General features: G+C 46.0%; 15 protein-coding genes. 10 read left to right on the forward strand and 5 right to left on the reverse strand.

Annotated features, from left to right (window positions below; translation table 11 throughout):
- Window positions 1–14: 14 nt before the first annotated feature.
- From hslU to J8N69_RS06680, 3 genes are all read left to right on the forward strand, one after another.
- Complete coding sequence (gene hslU, locus J8N69_RS06670; RefSeq protein ID WP_168826420.1) at window positions 15–1,337, forward strand: ATP-dependent protease ATPase subunit HslU; 1,323 nt, start codon at window positions 15–17, stop codon at window positions 1,335–1,337.
- Window positions 1,338–1,416: 79 nt separating this feature from the next.
- On the forward strand, window positions 1,417–1,800 hold the full coding sequence (locus J8N69_RS06675) for a gamma-butyrobetaine hydroxylase-like domain-containing protein (RefSeq protein WP_168826422.1): 384 nt from the start codon (window positions 1,417–1,419) through the stop codon (window positions 1,798–1,800).
- Window positions 1,801–1,839: 39 nt separating this feature from the next.
- Complete coding sequence (locus J8N69_RS06680) at window positions 1,840–2,463, forward strand: ubiquinone biosynthesis accessory factor UbiJ (protein WP_168826424.1); 624 nt, start codon at window positions 1,840–1,842, stop codon at window positions 2,461–2,463.
- Window positions 2,464–2,532: 69 nt separating this feature from the next.
- Here the strand turns inward: J8N69_RS06680 and J8N69_RS06685 are convergent, their stop codons facing one another.
- Entirely contained in the window at window positions 2,533–3,378 is an 846-nt protein-coding gene (locus tag J8N69_RS06685; RefSeq protein WP_168826426.1) for a LysR substrate-binding domain-containing protein, read from the reverse strand.
- Between the two features lie 107 nt (window positions 3,379–3,485).
- On the opposite strand from J8N69_RS06685, the gene J8N69_RS06690 reads away from it, so the two are divergent.
- The 5 genes from J8N69_RS06690 (at window position 3,486) to phnE (J8N69_RS06710) (ending at window position 8,108) form a co-directional block, all read left to right on the forward strand.
- Window positions 3,486–4,403, forward strand: coding sequence for a DMT family transporter (locus J8N69_RS06690; RefSeq protein ID WP_168826429.1), 918 nt, complete (start codon window positions 3,486–3,488; stop codon window positions 4,401–4,403).
- A gap of 199 nt (window positions 4,404–4,602) precedes the next feature.
- Window positions 4,603–5,568, forward strand: a complete 966-nt coding sequence (phnD, locus tag J8N69_RS06695) for a phosphate/phosphite/phosphonate ABC transporter substrate-binding protein (protein ID WP_168826431.1) — start codon at window positions 4,603–4,605, stop codon at window positions 5,566–5,568.
- A gap of 67 nt (window positions 5,569–5,635) precedes the next feature.
- Window positions 5,636–6,466: a phosphonate ABC transporter ATP-binding protein gene (gene phnC / locus J8N69_RS06700; protein WP_168826433.1), complete on the forward strand. Its 831-nt coding sequence runs from the start codon at window positions 5,636–5,638 to the stop codon at window positions 6,464–6,466.
- Window positions 6,463–7,281, forward strand: a complete 819-nt coding sequence (gene phnE, locus J8N69_RS06705) for a phosphonate ABC transporter, permease protein PhnE (RefSeq protein ID WP_168826435.1) — start codon at window positions 6,463–6,465, stop codon at window positions 7,279–7,281. Before phnC ends, phnE (J8N69_RS06705) begins: the two co-directional genes overlap by 4 nt.
- Entirely contained in the window at window positions 7,281–8,108 is an 828-nt protein-coding gene (gene phnE, locus J8N69_RS06710; RefSeq protein WP_168826438.1) for a phosphonate ABC transporter, permease protein PhnE, read from the forward strand. Before phnE (J8N69_RS06705) ends, phnE (J8N69_RS06710) begins: the two co-directional genes overlap by 1 nt.
- A gap of 245 nt (window positions 8,109–8,353) precedes the next feature.
- Here the strand turns inward: phnE (J8N69_RS06710) and J8N69_RS06715 are convergent, their stop codons facing one another.
- Window positions 8,354–10,390 (reverse strand): EAL domain-containing protein, encoded by a 2,037-nt coding sequence (locus tag J8N69_RS06715; protein ID WP_168826440.1) that lies wholly within the window; start codon window positions 10,388–10,390, stop codon window positions 8,354–8,356.
- A gap of 6 nt (window positions 10,391–10,396) precedes the next feature.
- Window positions 10,397–11,953, reverse strand: coding sequence for a methyl-accepting chemotaxis protein (locus tag J8N69_RS06720; RefSeq protein WP_168826442.1), 1,557 nt, complete (start codon window positions 11,951–11,953; stop codon window positions 10,397–10,399).
- A gap of 387 nt (window positions 11,954–12,340) precedes the next feature.
- Here J8N69_RS06720 and J8N69_RS06725 point away from each other — a divergent pair, with 387 nt between their 5' ends.
- Window positions 12,341–13,903 carry a cryptochrome/photolyase family protein gene (locus J8N69_RS06725; protein ID WP_211085120.1) on the forward strand — a complete coding sequence of 521 codons (1,563 nt, stop codon included), beginning with the start codon at window positions 12,341–12,343 and terminating at the stop codon, window positions 13,901–13,903.
- 79 nt (window positions 13,904–13,982) lie between these two features.
- Here the strand turns inward: J8N69_RS06725 and J8N69_RS06730 are convergent, their stop codons facing one another.
- Together J8N69_RS06730 and J8N69_RS06735 are read right to left on the reverse strand one after the other, a co-directional pair.
- Window positions 13,983–14,501, reverse strand: coding sequence for a glycine cleavage system protein R (locus J8N69_RS06730; RefSeq protein WP_168826444.1), 519 nt, complete (start codon window positions 14,499–14,501; stop codon window positions 13,983–13,985).
- A gap of 63 nt (window positions 14,502–14,564) precedes the next feature.
- A complete protein-coding gene (locus J8N69_RS06735; RefSeq protein ID WP_168826446.1) occupies window positions 14,565–15,803 on the reverse strand; it encodes an MFS transporter in 1,239 nt (412 codons plus the stop codon).
- A gap of 208 nt (window positions 15,804–16,011) precedes the next feature.
- Here J8N69_RS06735 and J8N69_RS06740 point away from each other — a divergent pair, with 208 nt between their 5' ends.
- The gene (locus J8N69_RS06740) at window positions 16,012–17,661 is read left to right on the forward strand and encodes a methyl-accepting chemotaxis protein (RefSeq protein WP_211085122.1); all 1,650 of its coding nucleotides are present in this window, start codon (window positions 16,012–16,014) and stop codon (window positions 17,659–17,661) included.
- Window positions 17,662–17,689: the final 28 nt, after the last annotated feature.

Below are 17,689 nucleotides of genomic sequence, written 5' to 3' on the forward strand. Positions count from 1 at the left end.
AAAAGAGAATTAATATGAGCAGTATGACCCCAAGAGAGACGGTTAACGCCTTAGACAAGCATATTATTGGTCAGCAAAAAGCAAAGCGTGCGGTGGCCATTGCGTTGCGCAATCGCTGGCGTCGTATGCAACTTCCTGAGGAAATGCGGGCCGAAGTCACCCCTAAAAACATCCTTATGATAGGGCCAACAGGCGTCGGTAAAACCGAAATTGCCCGCCGTTTAGCCAAGCTATCCAACGCGCCTTTCATCAAAATAGAAGCGACGAAATTCACCGAAGTCGGCTATGTTGGCCGTGATGTGGAATCGATCATTCGTGATCTGGTGGAAATGGCCATCAAAATGTTGCGTGAACAAGAAACCGCAAAATTGCGCCACAAAGCCGAAGATGCGGCAGAAGACCGCATTTTGGATGTGTTATTGCCACCGGCTCGCGGCGGTGATCCAGAACTACAAGACAACAGCACACGCCAAACTTTCCGTAAAAAACTACGCGAAGGTCAGCTAGACGATAAAGAAATTGACATCGAAGTGTCTGACGCGCCTATCGGCGTAGAAATCATGACACCGCCTGGCATGGAAGAAATGACCAGCCAGCTGCAAAATATGTTTTCTAGCTTTGGTTCACAAAAAACCAAAAAGCGTAAAATGAAAGTCAAAGAAGCATTGCGCCAAGTGCGTGACGAAGAAGCCGTTAAGCTAGTCAATGAAGAAGAACTCAAAGCCCGCGCCGTTGAAGCGGTTGAGCAAAACGGCATTGTGTTTTTAGATGAAATCGATAAAGTCGCAAAAAGCTCAGAACGCTCTGGTGGCGAAGTGTCCCGCGAAGGCGTGCAGCGTGACTTATTGCCTTTGGTCGAAGGCTGTACCGTCAGCACCAAATACGGCATGATCAAAACCGATCACATTCTCTTTATTGCGTCAGGTGCGTTTCACTTGTCCAAACCATCAGACTTGATTCCTGAACTTCAAGGCCGCTTGCCCATTCGCGTGGAGCTGGATGCGCTGACAGTGGATGACTTCAAACGCATTCTGGTTGAACCCAGCGCGTCTTTGACCAAACAGTATGTGGCCTTGGCAAAAACCGAACACATCAACTTGAACTTCACCGAAGAAGGCATTCAGCGCATTGCCGAGATCGCTTTCCAAGTCAACGAGCGTACCGAAAACATCGGCGCACGCCGTTTACACACTGTGCTAGAGCGCTTATTAGAAGAGGTGTCTTATTCCGCCAGTGATATGCCCGACGAACAAACCGTCGACATTACGGCGGCGTACGTGGATGAACAACTTGGGGAAATCGCCGAAAACGAAGACTTGAGCAAATACATTTTGTAATTTGCCCCATCCTTCTTACCAACACCCAATCTTTCTTACAAAAGAGCCCCTGCCTTAAAGGGGCTCTATAGGAAACAGCATGACCACACCAGCGCCAATAAAAATACACTACCACAAGCAATCTCGTGAATTGGCGCTAACGTTTGCGGATGGCCAAACATTCCGCCTCAGCGCAGAATACTTGCGCATCCACTCGCCGTCGGCAGAAGTGCGTGGCCATGGCCTGCAAATGCCGATTCTACAGTTCGGTAAAAAAAACGTTGCCATCAACAATGTCGAAGGGGCGGGCAATTATGCGCTCAAGATATCCTTCGATGATGGTCACGACACAGGCCTCTATACTTGGGAATATCTCTACAATATTGGCAAAAATCACGATGAACTCTGGCAAATGTATCTCGATCGTCTTGAAAAAGAAGGCCAGACACGGGACACTTCCGTCATTCAAATCCACCAGCTTTAAGCTTTAACCACATTCAAGCAACCATCGGGAAGATTTTTTATGGGCTCACTCAGTTTATCGGCACTCAGCGCTATTGAAAACGCCATCAACCTCGCCCTTAAACAAGACTCCCCTTCCCAAGATCGCCTCTGCAAATTAGCAGGACAACAAGTCTTCCTCTATGTGGAAGACTTCTCCTTTATTTTACAGATACACATTCTCGAACAAGGCGTGATGCTAAATCGTCCAGCAAGCCTAGACGACATCGAGTTAGACCCGCGACTCGATACCCTGGTTCAAGGGCCCAGTGCGGCTTACCGAAAACTACTCGATGGCGACGGTTTCTTCGATGGCGACTTACGCATTCAAGGCAATGCTCAAGCCCTAATGACATTGCATAAAGTGATGGAAAACTTTGAATTCGATTGGGAAGGTTTACTCGCCGATCACCTTGGTGATTTACCCGCAGCGGCCTTGGCTCGCTTGCTGCGCGCGCAATGGTCATGGAGCAAAGAGTTCGCCACCAACACTAGAATGCAGCTGGTTCACCACCTCCAAACCGACAGTCAGCTGCTGCCCAGCAAAATTGAATTTGAGCACTTCGTCGATAATGTAGAACGCCTTGGCACCTTGATTGACCGAGCCGAAGCCAGACTAAACTTACTGGTCAAAAACACCCGCTAATAAAGCCCTTGTGAAGGATTATTGAAACGCCGATTACGGCGCATTTTTACGTCAAACGCCACAAACAAATCACCCCAACGTACTTTCTATAAACGCATTAATCGCGCTGGATGGGTTGTCTTTTCGCGAGATCAAATACGTGGGTGCGTGAGCAATATCATAATCTATGGCTCGAAATGCCAACCCATCTGTTTTATGCAATGACAGCAGCGAACGCGGCACCATACCAATGCCCATACCCGCGATAACACAACCTATCATGGTGTAATGGCTAGGAATTTCGATCACTTTTTCACAGACTCGACCTTGACGTTTTAGCCATGTTTCTAATCGATGTCGATAAGAACAGCCCTTGCTGTAACCGACCATGGTGAGAGCCTCTGGCAGCTCCTCCAATTCAGCCCATGCCGCTGGTAGGATCAAAACCAACTCCTCGTCAAAGCAATGTGTCGTCGATATTCGTGGGTCATCGGGTGGATCGGATGCCATGGCAATGTCGAGTTCTCCGTCAATCACACGGTTAATCAATAACATAGAAGCCGCGGTCATTAATTCAATTTGCACAGCGGGATAAGTACGGTGATAGCGCGCCAGCAAACTTGGTAAACGCGACGCCGCACTGCTTTCCATTGAACCTAAACGCAGTAATCCAGCGGGTTCTGCGTGAGTTAACTCGGCAATGGCGCTTTTTTGTAATTGCAGAATTTTATCGGTGTAATCCATTAATCGCAGACCGGCCGAAGTCACCGACAAACGGTTGTTTTCTCTAAGAAATAGATCGACGCTTAATTCGCTTTCGAGCTTTTTTATTCGCGCGGTGACATTAGATGGCACTCGATGCAAGGCCTGCGCCGCTCGGGTAACGCCTTTGTACTCAACCACGGCCTTGAAAACAACCAGATCTGAAATATCCACCAGCAAAAAACCTTCATATTTTATGAATGAGTTGTTCTTTATTATTCATTATTAATGAAATAAAGATGATCCTATACTGTAAAAAATTAAAGTAAAAGGCGCTAAAAATGACTCAATCGAGTATTAAAGCATCTTCTTTGCCCTTGGCAGGTTTGGGTTATGCCTTAGCCGCCGTTGCCATTTGGACAGGGTTTATTTTGGTGTCTAAAGCCGGAGCCTTGGCCGCTTTAGCGCTGCCCGACATGATGATGGTGCGCTTTGGAACCGCCTTTGTACTGTTTTCACCCTTCATTTGGCAGCACCGCAAAACCATCTTGCAATGGCGTATGTTTGCCTTAGGCAGTATTGGTGGTTTGGCTTACGCGCTGTCTGTTTTCAATGGTTTTCAGCACGCACCAGCGACACACGCCGCTCTATTATTACCGGGTTTAATGCCCATTATGATCGCAGTCTTCGCGTATTTCTTAGCAAACGAACGCCACACAGCAGCCTCTTGGATTGGCATTTTAATCAGCAGCTTAGGCATTTTGGCACTGTTGATTGAAACCTTGCTTTCTAGTGCATCTTACTGGCAAGGCGATTTAAGCTTTGTATTAGCCTGTGTGTTTTGGGGGATGTTCACTGTCTTGTTACGGCGTTGGAAATTTGCCCCTTGGCAAGCAACCTTAGGCATCATTGCCGTGACAAGTTTATTGTTTACGCCTGTGTATGTGCTGTTTCTACCTCATCATTTAGGCGAGGCGTCTTGGGAAATGATCGGACTACAGGCTTTTTACCAAGGCGTCATGGCCACCACAGTACAAATGGTCTGTTACGGACGCGCGGTACATATTTTAGGCGCCACAAAAATGGGTGGTCTCATGGCGCTTGTCCCGGTGTTCGCCAGTGTCTTGGCGGTTCCCTTATTTGGAGAACAATGGACCCTTGGCTTAATCATTGCGCTCATTCTAATCATCATCGGCACGCTAATAGGAAACCTGCCATTAACAAAACTGCGCGATTGGATGACGGCAAAAAATACTTGAGTGCAACAGAAGTAAGATGGCGCTGCTAAAAACAGTAATACCTTAAATACCGGCTTTAGCAACGCGTTAGTCGTTGTTTTTTACACTTTAAAAAAGCTGACTTTTTGGCTGTCATATTGACGTCATTAAATTGTCGCTGAACTGACACAGTAGCGCCTTATTGTTTAACGACATTTAGAATCCTAAGGATACCGCTGCAATGAATATAATCTCCGAGATCAAGATCACTTCGCTGCCTTTATTATTGGGTTTGGCGGTCACCAGCACAGCATTGCAAGCCAGCGATTTGGCTTCTCGCTTTACCGATAACAATGGCGATCTGACGGCCGATGCGCCAAGCGATGTGAAAAAGTGGATTGACCCAGATACCTTGGTGTTTGCTTATACGCCGGTAGAAGATCCTGCGGTTTACGCTCAGGTTTGGGATGATTTCTTGAAGCATATGGAAAAAGTCACCGGTAAGCGGGTGCAGTTTTTCCCAGTACAATCCAACGCAGCACAGTTAGAAGCCATGCGTGCTGGACGTCTTCATGTGGCTGGTTTTAATACTGGTTCGACGCCTGTTGCCGTCAACTGCACCGGATTTGTGCCTTTCACCATGATGGCAGGGAAAGATGGCAGCTTTGGTTACGAAATGGAAATCATCACACGCCCAGATTCTGGCATCAGCAAAATAGACGACATCAAGGGACGCAACCTTGCCTTTACCGCACCAACGTCTAACTCAGGCTTCAAAGCGCCATCGGCGTTATTGGCCGCAGAATTTAACTTGCAAGCCGACCAAGACTTCACACCATCCTTCTCTGGTAGCCATGATAACTCCATTTTAGGCGTGGTAAACAATGACTACGATGCGGCCGCCATTGCCAATTCCGTCCTACAACGCATGGTATCAAGAGACGTTGTTTCCACCACCGATTTCACCACGATTTATAAGTCACAAACCTTTCCAACCACAGGTTATGGCTATGTGTACAACCTAAAACCAGAATTGGCCGCCAAGATACAAGACGCTTTTTTTAGTTACCAGTGGGCAGGTTCGCCATTAGAAGCCGAATTCAAAAACTCTGGCGAAGCGCAATTCATTCCGATTACCTACAAAAAACATTGGGATGTGGTGCGTACAATCGATAACGCACTGAATGTTTCCTACAACTGCAATTAATTCAGACCGTTAAACGGGCTTTTTAACCCCTCTAAGGAGGGGGTGTTTTTTAGTCTGTGGAGTGAAAATGTTAACCATCGAATCCCTTAGTAAATCTTACAATAGCGGTGATAAAGCCCTAACGGACGTCAACATCACCCTACCCAAAGGCCAAGTCGTGGCCCTGATTGGCCCTTCTGGCGCAGGAAAAAGTACCCTTATTCGTTGTGTCAACCGATTGGTCGAACCGACACAAGGAAAAATTTTCTTAGCTGACACGCCCATTACACAGCTCAATAGTGGTCAGCTGCGCGCCGCAAGACGTCGCATGGGGATGATTTTCCAAGATTACGCCCTGATAGATCGTTTATCCGTGATGGAAAACGTCTTATCTGGCTATTTAGGCTACAGCGGGTTTTGGCGCAGCTTTCTACGTCGTTACCCTCAGGACGTCATCACAGAAGCCTTCCGCCTACTTGAACGGGTGGGTTTAGAGTCTTTTATCGACAAACGGGCTGATGAACTATCGGGCGGACAACGCCAACGCGTCGGTATTGCTCGTGCCTTGTTACAAAACCCACAGATTCTGCTTGTCGACGAACCCACCGCGAGCCTAGACCCTAAAACCTCTCGTCAGATTATGCGTTTGATCAAAGAGCTGTGCGCAGAACGTCAATTGTCCGCCATTATTAACATTCATGATGTTTCGTTAGCCCAGCAATTTGCTGATCGAATCATTGGCCTAAAGTCAGGCCAAGTGGTGTTTGATGGTCAACCAGACGCCTTAGACACCGACATGCTGACGCTGATTTATGGTGAAGAAGATTGGAACCCTCAGACCGATAACGACGATGAGAAGGAAGCGCCCGTCCATTCCTCTAAACCTATGATGATGAGCAGCAAGGCAGCCTTGGTATGAAGACAGATGATCGTATCCATCTGGCTCGACAAGGCCAGTGGAAGCCGTTGCCATTAATTCGTGACCGTCGCTATCGCTATGCTCTATTGCTCGCCAGCGTGGCTTATTTCTGCGTGGCGTTTTTAAGCATCGACGTCAACTGGTCTCGAGTGGCGGAAGGCATGAGCCGAGCGGCGCGTTTCTTATCGGCTTTTTTACAGCCTGACTTTACCAGCCGCAGCCAAGATATTATCAGCGGTTTGTTAGAGTCATTAACCATGACTTTTACCTCGACCGTGATAGGGATTTTACTGGCGATTCCGGTTGGCGTGGGCGCAGCACGTAACCTAGCGCCCCTGCCTATTTACCTATTTTGCCGTTCGATTATTGCCATTTCACGAACCTTTCAAGAAGTCATTATTGCCATTTTATTTGTGGTGATGTTCGGCTTTGGCCCCTTGGCAGGCATGATGACGCTCGCCTTTGCCACCGTTGGTTTCATGGCAAAACTATTGGCAGAAGACATAGAAGACATTGATGAGCGACAAGTGGAAGCCATTCGTTCAACCGGAGCTCGCTGGCTGCAATTGATAAACTACGCTGTGCAACCACAAGTCATGCCGCGTTTGATCGGTCTGGCGGTTTATCGCTTGGACATTAACTTCAGGGAATCTGCGGTGATTGGTATTGTCGGTGCTGGCGGCATTGGCGCAACACTCAATACCTCATTAAGCCGCTACGAATACGATACGGCAGCGGCCATCTTGCTGATTATTATTGCCATCGTCATGTTTACAGAATATTGCTCGGGTTACATCCGTAGGTGGGTACAATAATGCCAGTACGCTATTTGGATCATTCAAAGTCGTTAGCCACCGCCAAGTGGAGCCTAAAAACACGACGCCAACAGTGGTTTAGTTGGTTGGCTTGGTTGATCGGTGTTTGCTTGTTTATTTTGTGCTGGAAGCTGATTTCAGACAACACTATGTGGGTCTTTGTAGAAGACGCACCCAAGCAAGGCATAGACCTCATTAGCCGTATGATCCCACCGCAGTGGGATTACACGCCCAATTTATGGCAACCCTTATGGGACACCATCAATATTGCGACCTTCGGTACGGTACTGGGTATTCTCATGGCGTTTCCGTGTGCTTTTTTAGCCGCGCGCAACACCACGCCTCACCCGCTTATCCGCTCGGCCGCACTCATGCTTATTGTGTCGTCTCGCTCCATCAACTCGCTCATTTGGGCCATGTTATTGGTGACCATTTTAGGGCCAGGATTGTTGGCGGGCATTTTAGCCATTGCCCTACGCTCCATCGGCTTTGTTGGTAAATTACTCTATGAAGCCATTGAGGAAATTCATCCGACACCAGTCGAAGCCATTACCGCAACCGGCGCCAGCCGCTTACAAGTCATGTCTTATGCGGTATTGCCTCAAGTCATGCCGGCCTTTGCCGGTATCAGCATTTATCGTTGGGACATTAATATCCGCGAATCGACAGTATTGGGGTTGGTCGGCGCAGGCGGCATTGGCCTACAGTTAAACGGGGCAATTAACACCTTGGCGTGGGACAAAGTCAGTGTGATTTTCATTTTGATCTTTGCCACCGTCTTAGTATCCGAATGGATATCGGCGAAAGTGCGTAAGGCGTTTTTGTAAAACCAATCTAAATTTCTGACGTCAAAGACCTTTTACATAGCGTAAAAAATGGCAACACGATTAGTCACAGGTCAAATATTGTTCAGAACGCTGTAATCGCCCAAGCAAATAGGCTGTGGAGTATCCGCCAGCAATTTGCTGTAAAACAGGAAAAGCAGCGTCTTTTGGCAACACATGTACATTCGAATCGCCAAAAAAGCTCAGTTGGTCAGAACCGGGGGAAACCTATAAAGCCATGTCGTAGATTACGCGGGCTGATAAGACGCAAGCCATTGCGGAATATCCTGAACAGGTATGCCTTTTGAATAATAAAACCCCTGCGCGTATTCACAACCAATGCTGGCGAGAAACGCTTGCTGATCGGGCGTTTCAACCCCTTCTGCTGTTACCGTCAAATGAAAAGATTTTGCAATTGACACGATTGCTTCCAACATTAATCGACCACTTTTTTGTTCCGACTCAATCACAAAGCTGCGATCTATTTTTAAGTTATCCAAAGGCAACTTGCCTAAATAGCTCAAGGAAGAATAACCTGTACCAAAATCATCTAAACAAATTTTCACACCAGCCGCTCTAAGCCTATTGGCGTTTGATTTCACTTGATCGCCAATGGTTAATAAAGCGTCCTCAGTCACTTCGACCTCGATCGATCTGGGGTCAATGCCATGCGCTTCTATCCCTTCAATAAGCACACCTATGATTGGCTTCATACTAAAGCTTTTCGCTGAAATATTAATCGCCACCGGTGTATCGGCATTAAAAGTGTCGGGGTTCGCTTTAATAATAGACAAGGTTTTATTCACTACACACTTGTCCAATTCAAGCAGAAAATTCAGTTCTTGAGCGGTTTCGATCATTTCCCATGGGGAAATGTAATCATATTCGAGGCTAAACCAACGCATGAGTGCTTCATACCCCGCGACCCGATTGTGCTCGAGGTCAATTTTCGGCTGGAAATACACATCGATTGCCACGTCTTTGATTGCTTTGATCAACGCTTTTTGGATGCCTTTTTTACGGTCTGCAGCTTGGTGAATGGATTCGTTATAGCAAGACAGGAATTGCATATTCTGACGAGAATATTCTATTGCCATTAAAGAACGCTCGACTACATCATGAAAAGTGTCTTTATTTTTCGAAAAATACGCGCTGCCAATACGAGTTTCTGAGCTAATTTCCCCAACAGTTCGTTTTAATTCTGAGTGCAGAGAAGCGGCTTTGTGTTCCACTTGTTGCTCCACACCTTGCGTAGAATCCACATCAAAAATGATTAAGAATCGGCTTGCTTGTAGGCGGCAGCAATGCAGGTAACTCACTCGTTCTTCTAACGAGCGAGCCAGCTCTTCCAACATTTTATCGGCTAAGACTTCTCCATTGAGTTTTCGTATACGATCAAAATCTGTCAGCTCAAAGGCCATAAAACAAAATAGGGTATTTTCAGCTTGATTGGCATTGAAAAGTTGTTGGACATAATCGATTTGTGGCAGTTTCGTCACCGAGTCAAAGTTTCTCAGAAAAAAAGCCTCGTTGGCTGCGACCACTTTCTCAGAAACATCAATGCCCACACCTTGAATATGACAGCCAATGTTGTCTTTCACTATTTTGAAACGCCATTCTACTTCAGTATTAGACGAGGCGCCTTTCATCATCAGCGACATTTTTAATTCATTTTTAAAACCATTTTTAGACAACGAAAACAGCCATTGCGCGTCTCTTTTCGAAGAGCCCGCCACGCAATCTAGAAAGTCATCACCACTCACTTTATTGAAATGGAATTGCTGAGAAAACGATTTATTGGATAAAATAATAGCGCCGTCTAAGGTAATCCGAACAATAAAAAGCCCTTCTGAATCAAAAACATTTCGATAACGTATATCTACTCGTTCTAGCTGCTCGACCACATTTTTGTACATGGATAAGTCATGGCAAATCCCCACAAAAAACGGCTCGCCTTCTGGGGTTTCGGCGCGCCCAACGGATAAGTGCATTTGAAAAAGTTGACCGTTCTTTTTCATAGCGATTACTTCGCGACCTTGACCAATAATCGCTGTTTTACCCGTATCAAGGTGATTTTTTAGATAACCATCGTGTCGCTCACCGTCACTTTTTGGCATCAATATTGATACGTTCTGACCAAATACATCGGCTTCCGAATAACCAAAAAGCAATTCGGCAGAAGGGGAAAATGACTGAATGATGCCACGACCATTAATAATGATAATGCCATCTGCAGCGGCTTCAAACAGTGCTTTGTAAAGGGAGCTTTCCTTGTTTATAGCCATAATGTGTTACTTGAACCTTTTAACCAATTCGTACAATGCTTTTGTGGATTCAGTTGAGCGTAAAATAGACGCTTCAGTTGCTTCCATTTTTTGTGTGTTTTCATGGCCTAGATTGGCAATATTATGCACTTGATGAGTTGTTTCCTCGATTACAATAGATTGCTGCTGAGTGGCTGCGGCCATCTGTAATGAGCGAATCGCTATTTCACCCACGACAAGATTCACCTCTTTCACCAACTCATCTTCTAATTCAACTCTGTTTAAACTTTCACGAGAAAGAATAACCCCTTCTTCTGCGACTTTTGACGTTGCTTTTACGCCATTCAATAAGTCTTCAATGGCTTTGTCGATCTCCTGGGTCAGTGTTTGTGTTTTTGAGGCCAAGTGACGAACTTCATCGGCAACCACTGCAAAACCTCGACCATGTTCACCCGCTCTCGCAGCCTCAATAGCGGCGTTCAACGCCAGTAAATTCGTCTGTTCGGCAATTTGATCGATCATATTCGTTGAGGTTGAAATTCTTTCGGCTAATGAAGAAACATGGCTAACTGATTTTCCAATACTCATTACTGTGGTGTTCAACTGCTCTATTGACAACTTAGCTTCATTGCCAGCGAGTGCTGCGTTTTTGCTAATCTCAGATGCTTTGCTCGCGAACTCTGCGGTTTCGGAAATGTTCTGGGATACTTCCAGAATAGTCGATGACATTTCTGTCATTGATGTTGCGATTGAATCCGTTTCTGACTGCTGACTTAAAATTTTAACTTTGGCACTTGAGATCGATTTATACGATGCTTCCATCTCCTTTTCTACGCCTGCTGCTCCATTTTCAATACGAGTTAAAATCGTCCCTAAACGAGAGTGTAGACTTTTTATTCCGACTGAAATATCGCCAATAGAAGCCGCTTGGCTTGTATAAGTCGCCGTTGCAACAGGGTGTTTAAATGCGGCTTTGCCAAGCTTATGTTGTAAATAATTTAAGAACTTTCCTTGCTGCCATTTTAATATCACAACATAAATAAACAGAACAGCGGCAAATAACGACACTGCGTATTCGAACGAAAAAAACAGCAGCGTCAAGCCAACTAATATCCCCGCGAAAAACAGCATGGCATTTTCAATATTAAAAACAGTGCTAGCAGTAAAGACCGACTTATTCTTGTTAATACGACGATATAGCGCTTCTGCACGAGTTACATCTTTTCGGCTGGGACACACACGCACGGATTCGTAACCGACCGTTTTGCCATTTTCCGTTATAGGCATGACGTAAGCGTCTACCCAATAAAAGTCCCCGTTTTTACAACGATTCTTTACCAATCCCATCCATGGCAAGCCTGCCCTGAGTTGAGTCCACATTACTTCAAACGCCGCGGGCGGCATATCTGGGTGTCGCACAAGGTTATGAGGTTGGCCAATCAGCTCTTCTTTGCGGTAACCACTGACGTCAACAAAAGCACTATTACAGTCTAAGATGTTCCCCTTCAGATCGGTAACGGAAATAAGTTTGACACCTTCCGAAAAGGTTCTTTCTGAGTTAGAAACGGGTAAATTTTTTCTCATATTTCCTCAACTATTTAACTGACCTTTTAGTTATAACCTAACCAACATAACATCATTAATTTGGCTTATATTAGTAAGTCGCACTATATAGTCATTAACAAAAAAACATAGAAAATTAGGAAAAATAAGCTATTTTTTTGATATATGTCATTTTCACCGAAAACAAATAAAAAAAATTCTCATTGCTTTTGTTTGTCTTTTATCTACTAACGTATTCAAACCCATCTTTTGATTACATATAGACACATCTCACTAGTTGATTTCACCCTAGTATTTTTTGCCTCTCACAGTATCAGCTAGGGTTACTATGAAGAAGAGTGCGAAACACTAAACCAAATAACGGTTATGTGCGTAATAACATCAAATAAAACAACGAAGAAACAACTAATGACGATGACTAAAACCTACCACACCTTGCGTGTCATTCTTGGCGATCAATTAAACGCGGCGCATGCTTGGTTTCGTGAGCAAGACCAAGGGGTCTTGTATGTTATCGCTGAGCTCCACCCAGAAGCGACTTACGTTAAGCATCACATTCAAAAGCTGTGTGCGTTTTTCCTCGCGATGGAACGCTTTGCAGATGCCCTAAAAAACGCGGGTCATCACGTCTGTTACCTCACGTTGGACGACACTAAAGGTCAAAGCTTAGAAGAAGTAATTCTGACGCTGGCAGAGCAACACAATATTGCCAACGTAGCACTGCAGCGCCCAGATGAATATCGCGTATTACAGCAATACCAAACACTGATCACTGGCTCGACCAAGCCCTCGATTACTATGGTCGATAGTGAACACTTTTTACTGCCGTTCGACGAAATCTCCCAATACTTCAAGCCTAAACACAGTGTGCGCATGGAGAGTTTTTATCGCAAAATGCGCCAGCGCTTTAATATCTTGATGGCAGACGATAAACAACCAGAGGGCGGTCAATGGAACTACGACAATGCCAACCGCAATAAGCTCAAAGCAAAAGATCTAGCCGACATTCCAGCGCCTTTGTGTTTTCAACATGATGTGACCCATTTGCTTGAGCGCATGCAGCGTCACAATATTCCTTCCCTTGGCAAAGCAGAATCCAATTTACTTTGGCCCGTCACCAGCCAAGATGCACTGAACTTACTCGCCTTTTTCTGTGAGCATTTACTGCCCAATTTTGGCCGTTTTCAAGACGCCATGACCAACCAAACGCCCCACCGCTGGAGCCTGTACCATTCGCGTTTGTCTTTTGCCCTCAACGCCAAATTGATCAGCCCAAGGCATGTGATAAAAGCGGCTATTTCGGCTTATCAAGAAAACGACACTATCAACATCGCCCAAATCGAAGGCTTCGTGCGGCAACTCCTCGGCTGGCGCGAATATGTGCGTGGCATGTATTGGATCAATATGCCGGATTACCAAGAGCAAAATGCGTTAGCGGCCCATCGAGCCTTACCCAGCTACTTCTGGCATGGCCAAACCAAAATGAAATGCCTTGCCAGCGCCATTGGACAATCGCTTGATTACGCCTATGCCCATCATATCCAGCGATTGATGGTGACAGGCAACTTCTGCATGTTAACCGAGATTGAGCCCAAGCAAGTTGACGAATGGTATTTGGGTATTTACGTAGACGCTTTAGAATGGGTAGAGTTGCCCAATACGCGTGGCATGAGCCAATTTGCCGACGGCGGCTGGATTGCCTCCAAACCTTATGCCGCTAGCGGCAGCTATATACAGAAAATGAGCGACTACTGTGGCGATTGCCATTACAAGGTAAAAGAAAAAACCAGTGACGAATCTTGTCCACTCAACAGTTTATATTGGCACTTCATGGTAAAACATAGAGAACGTCTCGCCACCAATCCGCGCATTGGCATGATTTACGGCAACTGGGATAAACAAAACGACGTGCAAAAGCACGCCGTTTTACAAAGAGCCGAATGGTGTTTAGACAACATCGAGGCCTTGTAGGAAATAATATGCTATGTCGAGTACTGCAGCACGGTGAATGCCATCAGGCGGCATTTTTGCACTAGGTTGATGAGCAATGTTAAGCAAACTGGCTAACGGATAATTCAACCATCAAATCGCTACTGATTTTCTCCAGAGCCGCTTCTAATTCAGACAAAGGCAAATCGGTTGGCACCACCAGCACCATGTCTGCCTTGAACAACATATCGGAGCTCATTGGTGCCGGTTCACAGACCGTCGTCAGTTCTTTCACATTAACCTTCAATGAGTGCAGTACTTGAGACACTTCCTTCACAATACCCGAACGATCATTACCGACCACAGACAGTGACAAGGTTGAGCCTTCCGACGCTTTTTGACTCGCCAATTCGACAGTGACATGCAAGCCAAGTTGTTCAAAATTGCGCAGCGCGTTGACCAGTGCTTCTTCGTGCTCCAAGGGCACCGTCACGGTTAAAATGCCAGCAAATTTATCGGCTAGGTGCGCCATACGGCTTTCCAACCAATTGCCATGATGGCGAGCAATCGTATCGGACAAACGTTCAACAATGCCGGGGCGATCTTCACCAATAAAACTTAAAACTAGATGCTGTGACATGGGCCTTCTCCATTCTTGTTTTTAGAGTGATGTAATAGATCAAATCTAGATTACTGCAATTTATCACCGGACTCCATCTTTCTGCTCGGTACGGGCTTGTTTGCGCAAAAACCAAAACCCTAATAGCGCCGCCGCAAGACCAGACAAGCTGCCCATTCCTATCGACCATCTGGCGCCAAAAGTATCGGCGACCCAGCCCACCAAAGGTGCCCCCAAGGCGGTACTCCCCAAAGCGGTTGCCAACACCACGGCCATCACTCGACCGCGATAACGTTTTTCTGTGGCCACTTGCATGTAAGACGTCGTCGACGTGGTGAACAATTGCAAACTAAGACCCAGCAAAACCAGCAACACGGCAAACGCCCAAAACGACGTACTGATCGCCACCAAAAAACAACTCACGGCAAACATCGCCGCAACGTAAATCATAAAGCGAAATGACGGCGACGAACGGCGACTGGCCGTCACCATGGCGCCAGAGATAGAGCCAATTGCCATCATAGAGATTAAGAAACCATATTGATCAGCGTGACCTTGAAACACGTGCACTGTCATCGCCGATAAATACACCGAGAAATTCATCCCCAAACTGCAAATCATAAACGACATAGCAAGAATCACCGCCATCTCACGATGCTGCCAAATATAACGAAAGCCCTCTAAGAATTTAGTCATATCAGGGGTTGCTTTACTGTTGTCTGAAACCACCGCAGGCAAACGTCGCTTGAATTGATGTAAGGCGATTAATAACGGGATGAAGGACAATACGTTGATCATAAATACCCAACCCGTGCCGATCAATGCGATCAATACCCCCGCGATCGCAGGCCCGACTAAACGGGCGGAGTTAAACGATACGGAATTAAGCCCAACCGCATTCGACAGCTCTTTTTCACTGACAATGTCCGACACAAAAGCATGACGAGCTGGCGCATCAAACGCGGCCACACACCCTAACGCAAAAGCACAGGCACACACTTGCCACAATACAACATGACCACTCAGCACCAACAAGCCGAGAATCAACGCCAACATAGCCATTAAACACTGGGTAATAAAAAGTAACTTACGGCGATCCATACGGTCTGCCGTCCAACCCGTGATAGGCAATAACAAGATTTGCGGAGCGAATTGTAAAAACACCACCAGCCCCACCGCGGAAGCATTTTTGTCCGATAACTCCGCAATGACAATCCAATCTTGAGCCGTGCGTTGCAACCAAGTGCCAATATTAGAAATGATCGCCCCACCAAACCAAAGTCGGTAATTTGGGTTGGCGAGAGACCGAAACGTCTTACTCAATGCAAGCTCCTTTGATTAGTCATAAAAAGTGCGTCACTACTCGCTAAAAGGCGTCATTTATTAGGCTTAACATAATAGGTTCATAACAGCGTACAAAAACGGAAGTTCCTTGTATAATTAAGCGAGCGCACCCTCTTCTGTAAAAAAGCGAAGAGTTGACGTTTTCTCCATTAATGACACCATTTAAAAACATAGCAGGTAACACATAGTGATATTCAATAAACTGTCTCTGAAAATGCAATTTGTGCTTGTGATTGCTTTACCTTGTCTTGCTCTGTTTCTCGTTAGCTGGGCCGGATTACGCGGCCTTTCTAGTGTACAAGAACAGACTAAACAGCTCGCCCAAAACACCAGTGCGCCGATGCGCTCCCTTGCCGAAGTGGCGTCACGTATTCCGCGTATGCGGGTCGGTATCGACATTATTTTATTGCAAGAAATTCCCGCCATGCAGGATAAAAAAGGCGTTATTACTCGCATAAAAGAAACGCGTACCGAAGATATTCCTGAAATGGACATGGCACTAAAGCAAGCGCTGGATACTCAGGTAAATCCAAAAACACGCGCCGAAGTACAAAAAATCATCGATATTTTTGCCAAGGTTAAAACCGATGAATTAGCGCCAATGCTGACCGCTATGGAAAATAATAACCTAACCGCCGCGCAGGAAATATACAAAAACCAATATGCCAGCAGCTATGGTGTCATGCGTATTGCCGTAAATAAAATATTAGATGAGCTGCTAGCACAAGGCCAACAAGGCTACGCTCAAAGCCAAATTAATTATGAAAGTAGCCGCAACAACATGATCATTTTAATTGTCATCGTATTGGCCGCGTCTATTTTCCTTGCTTGGTTGATGTTACGTCGTCTTAATCAACGCGTTTCTTATTTACAACAACACATTTCCAGCGCCAGTGATAAATTAGACCTTGGCACTGTGATGAATATGGACGGTAAAGACGAACTTAGTGACATAGCACAGCACTTTAATCAGTTTATCGCCAAAGTCCATACCGCCATTGAAAATGTGGCCGAAAATTCGCGTCAGCTCGCTCGTACCGCAAACGATGTCGCGGCCAAAGCCAAAGCCACTCATGTTAACTGTCTAAATGAACGTGACCGTACCACTCAAATTGCGACGGCCATTCATGAAATGGGCGCCACAGTGGAAAACATCGCAGTGAATGCCTCCCAAGCTGCCAAAGCCGCTCAAGAAGCGGATAAACAAGCCCATAATGGTGCCGGATTGGTCGCACGCGCTCGCCAAGGCGTCACCTCACTGTCGACAGAAATCCAGCACATCAGCTCAGATATTGGCTCATTAGCAACACAGACGGATTCCATCGGCAGCATTCTAGACACCATTCGTAGTATTTCAGAGCAAACCAACTTGCTAGCCTTAAACGCGGCCATAGAAGCCGCCCGTGCTGGCGAACAAGGTCGAGGATTTGCGGTCGTTGCGGATGAAGTTCGAAACCTTGCCAGTCGTTCTGCGGCTTCCACCGATGAAATACAAAAAATGATCGATCAACTGCAGGAGCAATCGGCTAAAACCGTCTCTACTATTAAATCGGGTCAAGATCAAAGCAATACCGTGATGGGTCAAGCCAACGAGGCCAACAGCTCCCTTGAACAAATCACCAAACACATTGGTCAAATTAGCGATATGAATATCCAAGTGGCGACGGCCACGGAAGAACAAGCGATTGTTGTCAACGACATGAGTAAAAACGTTGAAGAGATTAATCAGCTGACGACGGAAACCTCTGAAATCGCCGATGAACTCACGGCTTCCAGCAACAACTTACAAAAACTGTCGGTTCAACTGGATAAACTGGTGACCCAGTTTAAGCTTTAAAACACACAGCTATTTGGCTAGAAAACCG

Origin of the sequence: Marinomonas profundi (genome assembly GCF_020694005.1) — a bacterium.
Lineage (GTDB): Bacteria > Pseudomonadota > Gammaproteobacteria > Pseudomonadales > Marinomonadaceae > Marinomonas > Marinomonas profundi.